The organism is Chryseobacterium sp. CBo1, assembly GCF_001693475.1.
Classification (GTDB): domain Bacteria; phylum Bacteroidota; class Bacteroidia; order Flavobacteriales; family Weeksellaceae; genus Chryseobacterium; species Chryseobacterium formosense.
The window spans coordinates 177742-193715 of sequence record NZ_MAUH01000045.1 but is presented as its reverse complement, the minus strand read 5'-3'; the positions used below and the strand labels follow the sequence as shown (position 1 = coordinate 193715).

Below are 15974 nucleotides of genomic sequence, written 5' to 3'. Positions count from 1 at the left end.
GCATTGATAGCTGTTTGTAACAAGCTTTTAAGAATTTGTTTTGGTGTGGTAAAAAACAAAATAGCTTATCAACAAGACTATCTGAAAAACTGTAAAATTTTAACATAAACAATTTGCAGATTAACATAGAACATCGGGGCGTTATTTTTTGTAATTATGATCATTTTAGCTAAAGAATTAATCAAATTTTAATTCAGTTTGTTAATAATTATCTTTAACTTTAGCTCAAATTTAAAATAATAATATGAGAAGAATACTACTTTCTTTAACTTTAACAAGCTCACTTTTTGCTACAGCACAAGTGCTTCAACAGGAAAATTTCGATGCTCTTAATATAGCTTCTGCAATTGGGCAGTCATCTCCTGTATACGCATCTCTTGGTGGAGCTAATTCAGATTATGCCATTGTAACATCCGGAACAGGTAAAGCTTTACAAATTTCAGCTCCAGCTACAGCTGAAGGCTACAGATATATGTGGAAAAATGGTTTGCCTGCTGCATGGACTGCAAGAACATCAGGAAATAATGTATTCCAAGTAGAATTCGATTATTTTACCGGGCCAACTTCTACCAGCGATAATTGTGGAGGAGTTGAAGTGATAGACGCTGCTGAAGAAGTCTTTGGAGGAATTCTTGTGCATCACGCCACTAAAACAGTAATAGGAGTATATACAACGCCGGCAGGTGCAGTTTCTTATACAGATGTAGGAACAGGAACTACTCCTGCAGCCGTAACGTTGCCCGTAAATACTTGGGTTAGAATAGGTTATGCGTATAATACTGCCAATGGAACAATTACTTTTAAAGGTCCAGGATTTTCAAAAGTAATAACGGGAACATTGGTAACATCACCAAGCGAAATAGATTATGCTGCGCACGATGTTTTAGAAACCAACGCAGCTGCATCAACTCATTTGATTGATAATATGTTATCAAGAGCTGTCGCAACGGAAAGTCTATTTTTAGCTACAAATGATGTAGTTTTAAAACAACATGAAGTATCTATATTTCCAAGCCCTGCAACGGATTTTATTACTGTAGAATCAAAAGCAAAAATATTAAATGCATATATTTATGATATGAGCGGAGTAAGATCTGATGCTAATTTTTCAAACGGTAAAGTTGATGTAAGAAAATTGCCAACCGGAACTTATATGTTAGGTTTAAAAACCGAAAATGGTTTATTAACCAAGAAATTCACTAAAAAATAATTACTGATAAATCTTAGTACAATAAAGCGCTCCAATTTGGGGCGTTTTTGTTATTTTAGGGTTTTTAAAATTGATTCAATGATAGAAAATAAAGTAGCCTACATTACCGGAGGTACAAAAGGAGTAGGATATGGGATTGCAAAAATCTTATTAGAAAATGGTGTTTCAGTTGCTTTTTCGGGAAGGAAAAAAGAGGATGTTGAAAAAGTTGTGACTGAATTAAAACAATATTCTCAGAATGTTTTAGGAATTGTTTCTGATGTGAAAAATCTTGAAAACGAGTCTGAAGCTGTTAAAAACATCATCGGAAAATTCGGAAAATTGGATTTTGTTATTGCAAACGCTGGTTTAGGGATTTTTAAACCGGTAGATCAACTTTCAGCAGATGAATGGAATGATATGATTGAAACCAATCTTACTGGAGTTTTCTATACCCTAAAAGCTTCAGTAGAAGAACTGAAAAAGACGGAAGGATATTACATCACCATTTCAAGTTTAGCCGGAGCAAATTTCTTCGAAAACGGAACGGGCTACAACGCCTCAAAATTCGGAGTTGTAGGCTTTACTCAGGCAGCGATGATCGATTTAAGAAAATACAATATTAAATCAACTGTCATCATGCCCGGCTCGGTGGCTACAAATTTCAACGGAAATATTCCTTCAGAAAAAGATGCCTGGAAAATTCAACCCGAAGATATAGGAAATCTGGTTCTTGATGTTTTAAAAATGAATCCAAGAGTTTTGCCAAGTAAGATAGAGTTTAGAGCAACAAAACCCAACACTTAAAACATATAATGCGCTGAATAATAATTAAATAAGTATTATGCATGCATAATATATTTTTTATTTATATTAGCAAAGTTAACTTAAACAAAAAACGCTGTTTATAATCACCTGATTATAAACAGCAAAACAGAAAATATATAGAACATGAAACCGTGAGGTTGCATATGACAATTAAAATAAAATATAAAGCAACATATGAAAATATTAGTTTGTATCAGTAGTGTTCCGGATACTACTTCCAAAATCAATTTTACGGCAGATAAGTCTGCATTCGACAAAAACGGAATTCAGTGGGTAATCAATCCGCTTGATGAATTCGCTTTAACAAAAGCTATTAAATTGCAGGAATCTCAGGGAGCAACTGTAACGGTAATCAATGTAGGGGATGCTGTAACTGAGCCTGTGGTAAGAAAAGCTTTGGCAATCGGAGCAAACGATGCAGTAAGAGTAAACCTTGATCCTAAAGACAGCTTCTCAACCGCTAAAGAAATTGCGGCTGTAGCTCAGAATGGTGGTTACGATTTAATTCTTTGCGGTAAAGAATCGATTGATTATAATGGAGGTTCTGTTCCTGGGATGGTTGCTCAGTTGTTAAATCAACCTTTTGTAAATGCTTCGGTTGGTTTAGATGTGAACGGAAGCGAAGCTACTGCTGTAAGAGAGATTGAAGGAGGTAAAGAAACAATTTCTGTAAAATTACCTGCTGTAATTGCTGGTCAGAAAGGTTTGGTAGACGAAAAAGATCTTATTATTCCAAACATGAGAGGAATTATGTCTGCAAGAACAAAACCTTTGCAGGTCGTAGAGCCTACTTCTTCTGAAGTAAAAGTTCAGGGTGTTTCTTATGACTCAGTTCCTCCAAGAGCAGCTGTGAAAATGGTTTCTCCGGATAATTTAGATGAATTGGTAAGACTTCTTCACGAGGAAGCAAAGGTTATTTAAGAACCAAGTAAAAAGTAAAAAGATTCAAGTGGAAGTGAGATATAGAAACCAAAATTTAAATAATTTTGTCAGTTCAATCTCAAATTTAGAATCTTAAATCTCAAACCTTAAACAAATTTAAAAATGGCAGTATTCGTATACGCAGAAAATATAAACGGAATTTACAAAAAAGCAGCTTTTGAGGCAGTTTCTTACGCTAAAGCAGTAGCTGATCAGGCGGGAGATACCGTAACGGCAATTTCTGTAAACCCAACAGATGCTTCAGATATTTTGTATAAATATGGAGCAACAAATGTAATCAACATCAAAGACGAAGGTCTTAAAAACTTCTCGGCAAAAGCTTATGCACAGGCTGTAAGCGAAGTTGCGGGCGGAAATATTATCGTTTTCCCTCACACAACAGATGCTTCTTCTGTAGCACCAATGTTGGCGGTGATGAAGAACTATTCTTTAATTACCAATGTTTTGGAAGCTCCGGAAAGCCAGTCTCCGTTTCAGGTAAAAAGAAAAGCTTTCTCAGGAAAAGGCTTCATGCATGCAAAAGCAGAAGGAACAGGTGTAATCATTACCGTTTCTCAGAATGCTTTCGGTGTTAAAGAAAACTCAGTTTCGGGTTCTGAAGAAGTGAAGAATCTTTCTGTGGCTAATGAAGATACAAAAGTGATTTCTCATGAGCAGAGTTCAGGTAAACTAGACTTAAAAGAAGCTGAAGTAGTAGTTTCTGCAGGTAGAGGAATGAAAGGTCCAGAAAACTGGGGAATGGTAGAAGATCTTGCGAATACTTTAGGTGCTGCAACAGCTTGTTCAAAACCGGTTTCAGATATCGGGTGGAGACCTCACACAGAACATGTTGGGCAGACTGGTAAGGCAATTTCTCCAAACCTTTACATTGCCATCGGTATTTCGGGTGCAATTCAGCATTTGGCGGGTGTAAACTCTTCTAAAACAATCGTTGTAATCAACAGTGATGCTGAAGCTCCGTTCTTCAAATCGGCAGATTACGGTGTAGTAGGTGATGCATTCCAGATCATTCCTGCATTGACAGAAAAAATAAAAGCATTGAAAGGCTAAATAGTTTTTCATCCATAATTAAGCTTCCGGGATAATTATTATTTCGGAAGTTTTTTTTGGGCAGCTTCGAACTTCGTTCGTAAATTTCGGTTAAAGCCTTCGCTTTCATCTCATTTATGTCTTCCGCGCTCGCTTTTTTGTCGCGACCGAAGGGAGTGGCAAAAAGAGCTCCGCTCAAGCCGGGCTGCAAAGGCATAAATACAAGAAAAGACAGCACAACAAAAGAGTCATAAAATTTAAAAATAAAAAGTACAGATAAAAAAATACGATTATCTTTGTAGTTATGGATTATAAACAGCTCATCATACGCGGAATATCGTACAGCCAGACTCAATCTGGCGCTTACGCATTGCTTTTGGAACATGAAGAAACGAATATTAAATTACCAGTTGTTATTGGGAATTTCGAGGCTCAATCCATTTCTTTAGGCCTGGAAAAAGACATTCATCCGCCACGTCCCCTTACACACGATTTGTTTACCAAATTTATTGTTTCGGCAAATTATCAGCTGGTTTCAGTGATCATTTATCAGATTGTAGACGGGGTTTTCTTTTCAAATATCAACTTCAAAAATTCAGAAACTCAAGAAGAACTTATTCTTGATGCAAGAACTTCGGATGCAGTAGCAATGGCGGTACGTTTTGATGCTCCTATTTTTACAACACAGCAGGTTTTGAATGAAGCAGGAATTTTGCTTGAACTGGAAGAAGTTGCAAAAGAAGAGCAGTCTTTCTCAGAAACTGTAGCAACTGAAGACAGTCTGACATCTGTTTCAATGGAAGAATTGCAAAAGCTTTTGGAGGATGCTGTAAAAGAAGAAGATTTCGATACCGCGCTTGAAATTCAGGAGGAGATCAAGAGACGAAAAAAGAAAATAGATTAGAGATATTATACTTAAAAAATGAATTTAAAACTACGACTGACCGTCCTGAGTTTTCTGCAGTTCTTCGTTTGGGGAGCATGGCTGATTACCATGGCGAATTTTTGGTTTGGTACAAAGCAATGGGACGGAACGCAATTTGGTGCTGTCTTCGGAACCATGGGAATTGCTTCGATTTTTATGCCGACCATCACCGGGATTATTGCAGACCGTTGGGTAAATGCAGAGAGAATATTTTCAGTTTTGCAGATCCTTTATGGGATAACGCTTTTCGTTCTTCCTCACAGTACAGATCCCAACTCGTTCTTCTCTGTAATGCTTGTTGCAATGTGTTTTTATATGCCAACAATTGCACTTGCAAATTCAATTTCCTATACCGTATTGAAAAATAGCAATTTAGATGTTGTTAAAGATTTTCCACCAATCAGAGTTTGGGGAACCGTCGGGTTTATTGTAGCGATGTGGATTACCAATCTTACAGGAAATAAAGCAACAGAAGGCCAATTTTACATTGCCGGAGTAGCTGCAATCATTCTTGGGATTTATGCTTTAACACTGCCCAAATGTCCTCCTCAAAAGCTTATTGATAAGGATGCTCCTTTGTCGGAACAACTTGGCTTAAATGCATTTAAACTATTTAAAAATTATAAGACCGCATTATTCTTCCTATTTTCAATGTTGCTTGGTGCTGCTTTACAGTTGACGAATGCTTATGGAGACGTATTTTTAAGTGAATTTTCACACTTTCCGAAATATGCTGATTCGTTTGTAGTGCAGAGATCAACTATTATTATGTCTATTTCTCAGGTTTCTGAGACCTTGTTTATATTGGCAATCCCGTTTTTCCTGAAAAGATTCGGAATTAAATATGTCATGCTTTTCTCAATGTTTGCATGGGTTCTTAGATTCGGATTTTTCGCTTACGGTGTTCCTGAAGGATACGGGCTAGGGTTGATCGTCCTTTCGTGCATCGTTTACGGGATGGCATTTGACTTTTTCAATATTTCAGGCTCTCTCTTTGTTGAAACCACGACAGATAAAAAGATCCGTTCTTCTGCGCAAGGTTTATTTATGATGATGACGAATGGTTTTGGAGCTGTTTTCGGAAGTTATATTGCAGGTTGGGCAATTGATAAATTCTTTACCCATAGATTTACGACTGCGTCAGAATTATCCACATATCTTCAGACCACACCCGATAATCAGTCTTTTCTAAATATTCTGAAAAACAGTTTCAATTCTACTGTAAATGCTGATGGTACTTTATCTGCTGTCGTTATGATGAAAGACTGGCACAACATCTGGCTATCTTTTTCTGCATATGCATTAGTTTTAGCAATACTTTTCTGGGTTTTGTTCAAACACAAGCACGACCCTAAAACGGTAGCAAATATTAATCACTAGTTATAGCCGATAATTAAAATATCACATTGCACTTTTGAAATAAAAGTGCAATTTTTTTTATTTTTAGGCAACCATTTTCAAATTCCTCGGTCTTATAATTAGAAACTAATCAATGAAGCATTTAGAAGAGAATTTTAAACTTGCCAAAAAACAGGATCGGAGAGCTCAAAAAGCTCTTTACGATTTGTTTTCTGCTAAAATGCTGGCAATTGCAAATTCTTATACCAATAACCTTTATGATGCAGAAGATATTCTGATGAATTCTTTTTTGAAATGTTTCAATAAAATTAACGACTGCCGAGACTGGAAATCTTTTCCGTTCTGGCTGAGGAAAATTATAGTAAATGATTCGATAAGTTTTGTCAGGAAAAACAAAAACATTCTTTATGTAGACGTAGAAATTGCAGATGATCATTCTGATGAAGAAATTAATGAAAATCTAAACGAAATCAATATCGAAGAAATTTTTTCTAAAATGCCGGCTGGTTATCGTCTGATTTTTAACCTTTATGTATTTGAAGAGCGAAAACATCAGGAGATTGCTGAGATCCTGAACATTTCGGAAGGTACAAGCAAAAGTCAGTTTAGCAAAGCCAAAAAATGGATTGCTGATTATTTAAAATCAAAAGAAAATGGACAAAAAAATACGGAAACAGTTAAAAGCTGATTACGAAGAACTCAATATTAAGCCTTCTGATAAACTTTGGGATCAAATCGAGGATCAGTTACACGGAAGAGAAAAAACTGTAAAGAAACCTCTCTTTCAGTGGTGGAAGTATGCCGCTGTTATAGTTCTTTTAATTTCTTTTGGAAGCATTTTGTATTTTAATTCAGATAAATCTTCCAAATCTGCAGAAATAATTGCAGTTAAAGAAGTGACGGAAGAAAATTCAAAACCATCAAAAACCTCTGAAACGGTTGCTAATGTGACTAATCCTGAAACAGAAAATAATTTTGAAATAAAAACAAATCCTGAAAAGCCAATTGTTATAAAAGAAATTAACAAAGCAGATCAGGAACAAACTGATCTTCCAAAAATGACTTCTGTTTCAAAAATTATAGAATCCGCACCCGAAATAGAAGTCAAAACTGAAACTAAAATAAAACAGGAAATTACAGAAAAACCTAAGTTGGTAGTTATAGAAAAGTCTTCAAAAACAAGATATGTTACTGCAAATGACCTTATGTTTCAGCACCAATACAGTGTTGAGAAAAATGAAAAACCTAATGAGAACACGAAAAGACTTGGGATTATTAAAATCAATAAAGTTAATATAAGCCCGGAATTTATTACAATTTTCAACAGCTCCAACAGTACAGACGAAAAGTAAAAATCATATCAACATGAGACAAAAAATATTATTGGCAGGATTTTTTTTAACCCTGTTCTCACTCAGCTATTCCCAGAATAAAGAAACTCTGAGGAAACAAATGGAAAGATATACCAATAAGATCGACAGCATCGTTACGGAAGAACGCAACAAAATGAACGCCGAATTTGATGCACTTGAAAAGAAAATGAAGGCGGGCGAAATTTCAGAAAGCGAAATGAAGGAGCAAAAAAATACGACGGCAGTACGATATGAAGCGATCATTAATGATGAAATTGCCAATCAGAAAGATGAATATGAAGAGATCACTGGTAAAACTGTTAGAAAAGCACTTTTTAAGTCTAATTTTAATAAAAAAAATAGTTTATTCAGAACTGCGAGAGGTGCTTTATTGGATCTGACATTTGAGCAGCCCGAGTTTGATGATCCGGAAGATCCTAAGAATTACCTACAAAGTTTCGGTTATGTTGCAGGGATTTCATTAATAAATCTTACCGATAAAAAGTTTTTTGATTTTTCTAAAGGCAATGAACTGAAAAATTCTTCATCTGGGAACTTTACGCTTCGTTATGAAAACCAACTGGGTAAAACCACAAGTCCTGTTTTCTATCGTGTAGGTTTAGGATGGAGGCTTGAGACGATTATTCCAAATGGAGATAAAATTTTCACCCAGGATGATAAAAATCTTTACCTTACGGATTTTACGGGTAATAATTTTAAAAAAGCGTGGTTGCGTACGGACTATATTTATGTACCATTAGAAGCAATTTTCGTGTTAAATCCAAAATACAAAGAATATAACGGAGTACGATATATCGATAATACAAAAAAACAGCTGAGAATTGGGTTAGGACTTTACGGAGGCGTTAAAATCAATGATCGAATGCATCTTCAGTATAAAAATGATTTCGGGAACAAAGTGTATGTTCGTGAAGGAGTGTCCAAAGGCTTAAATCCTTTTATTGCAGGAGGTAAAATATCAATAGAGTATTTTGGATTTAATATTTATGTGATGAAAGATTTTACACCTATTTTCAATAATGAAGCCCTTATTCGTAATAAAAGCGGAGTGCAGATCGGGATCGATCTTTGGGCTCTTACTTTTTAAGAATACAAGATAAATTCAATTTAATATTTTAGAATTTTTCGTATTAAATTTAAAAATAATACGTGCTTGAACAGTATAATGGATTAAAGAAGGGCTTAATATAACTTTAAATTAATTTTCAAATTAACAATATAATTAATTTAATATTAAATATTAAATAATTTTAAGCAGATAATTTTGTGTAAACTTAGGTTTATATTTCAATTATTTGATTTTAAAACATACTTATAAAAAGTATGTTTTTTTTTGTATTTTGGCATTCAGGATATATTAAAACTTGTAAAATAAATAATGAAAAATTTACAGCTTTTAGGATTAATTTTGGTAGTCGTAGGAAGTTTTCTTCCTTTGGTACACGTTCCGATCATAGGAAACTGGAACTATTGGAAAGTAGACTATTATCTGGCAATTTTCTGCTGGATTTTCTGTGCCTGCGCACTGTTTTCAATTCTGAATAATCGTCCAAAACTTGTTAACACCTTTGCAGTGTTCCTCTTAATTTTATTCGTATTTACCTTATTTGCCATAAAGTATCAGGCATCAAGTTACTTTAGCTTTTTACCATTCAAATCTTGGACGAATGCTTTAGCGGGAACGGTAAAATTACAATGGGGCTGGATTGTGGAATTTTTGGGAGCATTAATAATGCTTTTTGCAAAATCAAAAAATAAAAATTAACTATAGTATAAAAGAAGAAAATATGAAAGAAGTATTCATTGTTTCTGCAGTAAGAACTCCGATGGGAAGCTTCATGGGAAGTTTATCAACTGTTCCTGCTACAAAATTAGGAGCTGCAGCGGTAAAAGGAGCATTAGACAAAATAAATCTTGATCCTAAAAACGTTCAGGAAATCTATATGGGTAACGTTTTACAGGCAGGTGAAGGCCAGGCTCCCGCAAGACAGGTTGCTTTAGGTGCAGGTTTATCAAACGAAACACCATCTACAACGATTAATAAAGTTTGTGCTTCAGGAATGAAAGCTGTTACAATGGCTGCACAGGCGATCAAAGCAGGTGACACAGACGTTATCGTTGCCGGAGGGATGGAAAACATGTCTTCAGTTCCACATTATTATAATGCAAGAAACGCAACCAAATTAGGTGATGTGAAAATGCAGGACGGAATGGTTCTTGACGGTCTTACAGACGTTTACAATAAAGTACACATGGGAGTTTGCGCAGAAAAATGTGCAACAGATTACCATATCACAAGAGAAGAGCAGGATAATTTTGCGATCGAATCTTACAAAAGATCTGCAAAAGCCTGGAGCGAAGGGAAATTCGCTGAAGAAGTTGTTCCTGTATCAATTCCTCAGAGAAAAGGAGATCCTGTAATTTTCGCTGAAGATGAAGAATATAAAGCGGTAAATTTTGACAGACTTCCTACACTTCCTACTGTTTTCAAAAAAGAAGAAGGTACAGTTACTGCAGCCAATGCTTCTACTTTAAATGACGGTGCTTCTGCATTAATCCTTGTTTCTAAAGAAAAAATGGAAGAATTAGGACTAAAACCTTTAGCGAAGATTATTTCTTACGCTGATGCAGCTCATGAACCTGAAAACTTTACAACAGCTCCTTCAAAAGCTTTACCAATCGCTCTTAAAAAGGCTGGTCTTGAGATTTCAGACATCGATTTCTTCGAATTTAATGAAGCATTCTCTGTAGTTGGTTTAGCTAATAATAAAATCTTAGGATTGGATGCTGCTAAAGTAAACGTAAATGGTGGAGCAGTAGCTTTAGGACATCCCCTTGGAAGTTCTGGTTCAAGAATTATCGTTACTTTAATTAATGTTTTAAAGCAAAACAACGGTAAATATGGTGCTGCAGCCATCTGTAACGGTGGTGGTGGTGCTTCTGCAATCGTCATTGAAAATATGTAATTACCGTGAAAATTAAATTTGCTTTAGTCATTCTTTTGATTGGATTTGTGGTAACATTATTAGGCGCTTGGCTTAAAATTACTCACATTTCGTTTGGGCCATTTAATGGAAATATAGTTGTTACATTTGGAACTATTATTCAGGGTTTAGGAGCTTTATTACTCATTATAATGGTATTGACTAGTCAAAAAATTAAAAATTTTCTCAAGAAATAATATTTAAATCAGTAAAAACTAAAGATTTTGTGCTTTGGTTTGAATTTTAAAAATTATTGAAAATATATAATATTGTTTTTTATATAAATCTTTGAAATCCGGAAGCGAAAGTTTTCGGATTTTTTATGTTTAAATTTTTTTGATTATTAAATTGTTGATACTGATAAGATAATATTTAAAAACTGAAATATTAAAAAAGAATTAATTGCTCCGTAGGAGCAAAAACCTTTGTAGCAAAATATAATCATAGCGATGGGGAGCTCCGTAGGAGCGACACTGTTAATCCCCAATTATATATTCAAGCTATTTTAATTTTAACAAATCAATAAAATTTAGCCTAAAAAAAATAAAAACCTCCGAATGTTCAGCGGTTTTTCTATTTTTGTGCAACTAATTCTTTTGAAAATGTCTGAAACTGAAATTCAACCGACTCAAAATATAAAGAACAATCCGAAAATCATGAAAGCCTGGGCAGTTTACGACTGGGCAAACTCGGTTTATTCTTTAGTGATTACTTCTACAATTTTCCCGATATATTATTCGATTATCACGACAGTGTATGAGAAAAAAGAATATGTAGAAGAAACCGGCAGATGGATCGATGTTCCGGTAAGACACATGATCAAAATTTTAGGTAAAGAATATCAGCCGGATGCGGTATATGGTTATTCTTTAACCATTTCTTTTCTGATTGTCGTTTTGCTTTCTCCATTTTTATCCTCTTTGGCAGATACAATCGGGAACAAAAAATCATTCCTTCAGTTTTTCTGTTATCTAGGAGCAACTTCTTGTATGGGATTGGCAATGTTCACCGGAATGCACAATGTATTTTTAGGATTGTTGTTCAGTATTACGGCGAGTGTCGGTTTTTGGGGTAGTTTGGTATTTTATAATTCGTTTCTTCCGGATATTGCCACACGAGATAAGCAGGATGCACTTTCTGCAAGAGGATATGTTTACGGATATATTGGCTCTGTAGTTTTAGTTGTTCTTTGTTTGGTTTTAATTATGGTTTTGGCTAAAGGTGAAGAGCAGAAATTAATATTTACGAGAATTACCTTCCTGCTTACTGGAGCTTGGTGGTTTGGTTTTTCACAATATACTTTCAAGCATTTACCGCAGTTTGGTGATGTTAAAGAAAAGCTTCCTAAAGATTTGGTATTATTAAACTATAAAAACATCTTCAAAAGACACGAAGATCAGGGTGGTTTTTTTGAAGTATTAAAAGATAACATCAGCTTTTATAAAGATATTGCTAAAGAGAGCTTTAAAGAACTTTTCAAGGTTGGGAAAGGTCTTTTCAAAGACAGAAACCTTAAATTTTTCTTATCGAGTTTCTTCTTTTACAGTGTCGGAATGCAGACTATTTTCCTGATGGCAACGCTTTTCGGGAAAAGTGAAATCAATTTGGCGCAGGATAAACTGATCGGAACTTTATTGATTATTCAGATCGAAGCGATTATCGGTGCGGTCATTTTCTCAAGACTTTCAAGAAAAATCGGGAACAAAAACGTGATTTCTATTGCGGTAATTTTATGGATTGTTGCTTGTATCTGGGCATTCTTCCTGGATAAGGAAAATCCAACGGTAGAATATCAGTTTTATGGCGTTGCAGCAGTTGTAGGATTGGTAATGGGCGGACTTCAGGCGATGTCGAGATCTACATATTCTAAGCTTTTGCCTGAAAATTCAATGGAAAATACAACGTTTTTCAGTTTCTATGATGTTCTGGAAAAACTGGCAATCATTGTCGGAACATTTGTATTTGCTTTATTTATCGATAAATATGATACTTTGATCAGGATTTTTGCGAAAATAGATGTGACTTTACCATCAGCTTCAGGAATGCGATTTGCCGCATTTTCAATGGCGATTTTCTTCTTTGTAGGATTAATTTTAATCCGTTTCCTGAATGTACAGAAAATCAAAGACAGAGATACTTTATAATTGGCTTAAAATTTGTTAATATTCAGCAGAATTATACTAACTTTGCATCAAGATATTTAACACAAAATGACGAACCCTTTATTTTACGCTAAAATTATCCTTTTCGGAGAGTACGGAATGATAGAAGACTCACAAGGTCTTGTAGTTCCTTACAGTTTTTATAAGGGTACATTGAAATTTTCCGATTCAGATTCTGAGTTCGAAAAAAAATCAAATAATCACTTACAGAAATATGCCGTTTTTCTTGAAAATTTGAATCTTCCTGAGCAATTCAGATTAGACGTAAGTCGTTTTAAAGAAGATATATCAAGCGGACTTTTCTTTGATTCTAATATTCCTCAAGGTTACGGAGTCGGAAGTTCAGGTGCTTTGGTTGCTGCTATTTTCGAAAAATACTGCTTCACAAAACACAATCCTGATACGATTTCGAAAGAAAACCTAAAAAATATAAAAGCCGTTTTTGGCGAAATGGAAAGCTATTTCCACGGTAAAAGTTCTGGTATGGATCCTTTGATCTGTTACATGAATCTTCCAATTCTTATCGAAAACAAAGAGAATTTAGATAAGGTAGCCATTCCGAAAGGTGAAGAAGGAAAAGGAGCAATCTTTTTAATCGATTCAGGAATTACAGGAGAAACCGCACCAATGATTCAGATTTTCTTCGAAAAAATGAAAACTGAAGGTTTCCGTAAAACGCTAAAAGAAGAGTTTATCCGTTACAACAATGCTTGTATTGACTCTTTCCTTAAAAAAGATATGAACCCGTTTTTTAGAAACCTTAAAAAGCTTTCTCACTGGGCTTACGAACATTTCCGCCCTATGATTCCTGAAAGTATTTTTAACATTTGGAAAACCGGTTTAGATTCAAATGCTTATTATCTTAAACTTTGCGGAAGCGGAGGCGGAGGTTATATTTTAGGATTTACAAAAGATTACGAAAAAGCAGAAAAAATGCTTGGTGACTTCCAGAAAGAAGTGATTTACAGATTCTAAAAAGTTGGGAATGGGTTCTGAAAAAGAGAGTTTCCAACATAAAAATTATATCCAAAAATCTTTATTTTACAGATTTTCACAATTCGTGGGATTTCTTTTAGGTGCACGTTTTTTTGTGGCTGCTTTGCTGACTTTTGCGCTGTATGTTTCCACCTTTTTTTTGTTTAATCAGGAAGAATCTTTCAGGAAATTTGTCTTCGATTTCAGAGTTCACGGGATCATTTTTTGTACCGTTTTAAGTATTCTTGCAGGCGGAATCATCAATCAGTTCTATGATTTTGAAAAAGATCATATCGTAAAACCGTTTCGCACAAGAGTTCAGAGTTTTATTAAGCAGAAATATTTTTTGTATGCCTATTTAGCATTAACAGTGATCTCGCTTGGTGTTGCAAGTTTTATTTCTTATCGTGTTTTAATTTTTTTTGTTGTTTATCAGTTCTTTATGTGGTTTTACAGTCATAAACTGAGCCGGATTTTAATTTTGAATAATCTCACTTTTGTCAGTTTAACATTGTATCCGTTTTTCGGAATGATGGTGTATTATCAAACCTTTTCCAGAAAAATTTTCTTAATGGCTATTTTTTTATTTTTAATACTATTATGTATTGATATTGTGAAAGATACATTAACGAAAAGTGTTGATAAAAGCTTTGGCTATACGACGATTCCCAATTATTTTAAAAGTAAAAATACCAAGATTATTCTTATCTCTTTACTCATGTTGACAATGGCAGTTTCAATGAAGCTTATCATAAAAACAGGAATTTCAGGCTTTATGTCGTATTATTTCATAGGTGGCCTGTTTATGATGATCATCTGTATTTATCTGCTGCTAAATTCTTCCAGACGGGCTAAGTTTTTTACACTCAATATTTTACGATTTTGGGTTTTCATTGGGATTATCGCAATGTTACTCAACGGAATTGAAGGTAAATTGTAGAAAAAAAACTTTAAAAAAGCTGTGGTTATTCTTACATTTGCAAAATTAAATTTAACATAAAAGAATGCCCATTTTTAACGATACTAAAGTTGCATTTGCAGATAAAACCGATGCACAGTTGAGAAAAGCGTATTGGATGTTTAAAATGATTGAACAACCCGCTTTGACAAGTCTTGGAACTTCTGTCCTGAATTTTACCGTTCATAATAATTTTCCTTTCGTTACCGGAATTGTAAAGAAAACTTTGTTCGAACAATTCGTAGGTGGTGAAACACGTGAGGAAAGTATGAAAGCAGTAAAGCAGCTTTTCAAAAGAGGTGTAGGAAGCATCTTTGATTACTCGATCGAAGGGAAAGAAGATGAAGAAACTTTTGATGCGGTTTGCAAAGAAATCAAGGATATTGTTAGATTTTCTGTAGGAAATCCTGCCATTCCGTTTATCGTTTTTAAACCAACTGCATTTGGAAGAATTGATTTATACGAAGCGGTTGGAAAAGGAAGTGAGTTAACTTCAAGCCAAAAAGAAGAATGGCAAAGAGTGGTAAAAAGATTCGATGAAGTCTGTCAGTTATGCCATGAACACAGCAAAAAAGTAATGGTAGATGCTGAAGAAACCTGGATGCAGGATGCTGCAGACCAGCTTTGTGAAGAAATGATGGAAAAATATAATCAGGAAAAACCGATTGTCTGGAATACCATCCAAATGTATAGAACCAGCCGTCTTGAATATATGGAAGCGCATCTTCAAAGAGCGAGAGAAAAGAACTATTTCATTGGTTATAAAATCGTCCGTGGTGCTTATATGGAAAAAGAACGTGCAAGAGCAGCCGAAAAAGGATATCCAGACCCGATTCAGCCAACGAAAGATGCATCTGATAAAAATTACAATTCAGGAATTGATTTCGTAATGAATCATTTGGATAAAGTTTCGGCATTTTTCGGAACGCATAACGAGATTTCTTCTGAGCTTGTAATGGATAAAATGAAAGCAAAAGGTCTTGAAAATGACCATCCAAACATCTATTTTGGACAACTTTATGGGATGAGTGACAACATTACATTCTATCTTTCTGATAAAGGATATAATGCGGCAAAATACCTTCCTTACGGTCCTGTAAAAGACGTTGTTCCTTATCTTACAAGAAGGGCGAGAGAAAATACTTCGGTTGCCGGACAAACCGGAAGAGAATTAGGTTTGATCAAAAAAGAACTTGATAGAAGAAAGAAATAATTTTTCTAAATAAATTGAAAGCTCGGTCGCAAATGAC

16 protein-coding genes are annotated in these 15974 nt (G+C 34.7%); all 16 read left to right on the top strand.

All coding sequences use genetic code 11. The features are described from left to right. The first annotated feature begins 244 nt into the window (after positions 1-244). The 16 genes from BA768_RS17585 (at position 245) to BA768_RS17505 (ending at position 15937) form a co-directional block, all read left to right on the top strand. A complete protein-coding gene (locus BA768_RS17585) occupies positions 245-1210 on the top strand; it encodes a T9SS type A sorting domain-containing protein (RefSeq protein WP_065721815.1) in 966 nt (321 codons plus the stop codon). Between the two features lie 78 nt (positions 1211-1288). Next, positions 1289-1996 (top strand): SDR family oxidoreductase, encoded by a 708-nt coding sequence (locus tag BA768_RS17580; protein WP_065721814.1) that lies wholly within the window; start codon positions 1289-1291, stop codon positions 1994-1996. Between the two features lie 195 nt (positions 1997-2191). After that, entirely contained in the window at positions 2192-2938 is a 747-nt protein-coding gene (locus BA768_RS17575; RefSeq protein ID WP_065721813.1) for an electron transfer flavoprotein subunit beta/FixA family protein, read from the top strand. Between the two features lie 123 nt (positions 2939-3061). Further along, the gene (locus tag BA768_RS17570) at positions 3062-4009 is read left to right on the top strand and encodes an electron transfer flavoprotein subunit alpha/FixB family protein (protein ID WP_065721812.1); all 948 of its coding nucleotides are present in this window, start codon (positions 3062-3064) and stop codon (positions 4007-4009) included. A 283-nt stretch (positions 4010-4292) separates the two neighbouring features. Beyond that, entirely contained in the window at positions 4293-4892 is a 600-nt protein-coding gene (locus BA768_RS17560; RefSeq protein WP_034675896.1) for a bifunctional nuclease family protein, read from the top strand. An 18-nt stretch (positions 4893-4910) separates the two neighbouring features. Then, entirely contained in the window at positions 4911-6293 is a 1383-nt protein-coding gene (locus BA768_RS17555; RefSeq protein WP_065721810.1) for a nucleoside permease, read from the top strand. A 112-nt stretch (positions 6294-6405) separates the two neighbouring features. Further along, entirely contained in the window at positions 6406-6960 is a 555-nt protein-coding gene (locus tag BA768_RS17550; protein ID WP_065721809.1) for an RNA polymerase sigma factor, read from the top strand. Continuing rightward, complete coding sequence (locus BA768_RS17545) at positions 6926-7624, top strand: hypothetical protein (protein ID WP_065721808.1); 699 nt, start codon at positions 6926-6928, stop codon at positions 7622-7624. Before BA768_RS17550 ends, BA768_RS17545 begins: the two co-directional genes overlap by 35 nt. Positions 7625-7637: 13 nt before the next feature. Beyond that, positions 7638-8732 (top strand): hypothetical protein, encoded by a 1095-nt coding sequence (locus tag BA768_RS17540; protein ID WP_065721807.1) that lies wholly within the window; start codon positions 7638-7640, stop codon positions 8730-8732. A 291-nt stretch (positions 8733-9023) separates the two neighbouring features. Further along, positions 9024-9410 (top strand): hypothetical protein, encoded by a 387-nt coding sequence (locus BA768_RS17535; protein WP_034675910.1) that lies wholly within the window; start codon positions 9024-9026, stop codon positions 9408-9410. A 22-nt stretch (positions 9411-9432) separates the two neighbouring features. Further along, positions 9433-10611 carry an acetyl-CoA C-acyltransferase gene (locus BA768_RS17530; RefSeq protein WP_065721826.1) on the top strand — a complete coding sequence of 393 codons (1179 nt, stop codon included), beginning with the start codon at positions 9433-9435 and terminating at the stop codon, positions 10609-10611. A gap of 5 nt (positions 10612-10616) precedes the next feature. Then, positions 10617-10826 carry a hypothetical protein gene (locus BA768_RS17525; RefSeq protein ID WP_034675916.1) on the top strand — a complete coding sequence of 70 codons (210 nt, stop codon included), beginning with the start codon at positions 10617-10619 and terminating at the stop codon, positions 10824-10826. Positions 10827-11231: 405 nt separating this feature from the next. After that, positions 11232-12773, top strand: a complete 1542-nt coding sequence (locus BA768_RS17520) for an MFS transporter (protein WP_034675918.1) — start codon at positions 11232-11234, stop codon at positions 12771-12773. 66 nt (positions 12774-12839) lie between these two features. Next, positions 12840-13766, top strand: coding sequence for a mevalonate kinase (locus BA768_RS17515; RefSeq protein WP_065721806.1), 927 nt, complete (start codon positions 12840-12842; stop codon positions 13764-13766). Positions 13767-13776: 10 nt separating this feature from the next. Next, positions 13777-14706: a UbiA family prenyltransferase gene (locus BA768_RS17510; protein WP_065721805.1), complete on the top strand. Its 930-nt coding sequence runs from the start codon at positions 13777-13779 to the stop codon at positions 14704-14706. 64 nt (positions 14707-14770) lie between these two features. After that, positions 14771-15937: a proline dehydrogenase family protein gene (locus BA768_RS17505; RefSeq protein ID WP_065721804.1), complete on the top strand. Its 1167-nt coding sequence runs from the start codon at positions 14771-14773 to the stop codon at positions 15935-15937. Positions 15938-15974: the final 37 nt, after the last annotated feature.

Coding starts and splice junctions, on each gene's coding strand:
- BA768_RS17585 (WP_065721815.1), top strand. CDS start 245: ATGAGAAGAATACTACTTTCTTTAACTTTAACAAGCTCACTTTTTGCT.
- BA768_RS17580 (WP_065721814.1), top strand. CDS start 1,289: ATGATAGAAAATAAAGTAGCCTACATTACCGGAGGTACAAAAGGAGTA.
- BA768_RS17575 (WP_065721813.1), top strand. CDS start 2,192: ATGAAAATATTAGTTTGTATCAGTAGTGTTCCGGATACTACTTCCAAA.
- BA768_RS17570 (WP_065721812.1), top strand. CDS start 3,062: ATGGCAGTATTCGTATACGCAGAAAATATAAACGGAATTTACAAAAAA.
- BA768_RS17560 (WP_034675896.1), top strand. CDS start 4,293: ATGGATTATAAACAGCTCATCATACGCGGAATATCGTACAGCCAGACT.
- BA768_RS17555 (WP_065721810.1), top strand. CDS start 4,911: ATGAATTTAAAACTACGACTGACCGTCCTGAGTTTTCTGCAGTTCTTC.
- BA768_RS17550 (WP_065721809.1), top strand. CDS start 6,406: ATGAAGCATTTAGAAGAGAATTTTAAACTTGCCAAAAAACAGGATCGG.
- BA768_RS17545 (WP_065721808.1), top strand. CDS start 6,926: ATGGACAAAAAAATACGGAAACAGTTAAAAGCTGATTACGAAGAACTC.
- BA768_RS17540 (WP_065721807.1), top strand. CDS start 7,638: ATGAGACAAAAAATATTATTGGCAGGATTTTTTTTAACCCTGTTCTCA.
- BA768_RS17535 (WP_034675910.1), top strand. CDS start 9,024: ATGAAAAATTTACAGCTTTTAGGATTAATTTTGGTAGTCGTAGGAAGT.
- BA768_RS17530 (WP_065721826.1), top strand. CDS start 9,433: ATGAAAGAAGTATTCATTGTTTCTGCAGTAAGAACTCCGATGGGAAGC.
- BA768_RS17520 (WP_034675918.1), top strand. CDS start 11,232: ATGTCTGAAACTGAAATTCAACCGACTCAAAATATAAAGAACAATCCG.
- BA768_RS17515 (WP_065721806.1), top strand. CDS start 12,840: ATGACGAACCCTTTATTTTACGCTAAAATTATCCTTTTCGGAGAGTAC.
- BA768_RS17510 (WP_065721805.1), top strand. CDS start 13,777: ATGGGTTCTGAAAAAGAGAGTTTCCAACATAAAAATTATATCCAAAAA.
- BA768_RS17505 (WP_065721804.1), top strand. CDS start 14,771: ATGCCCATTTTTAACGATACTAAAGTTGCATTTGCAGATAAAACCGAT.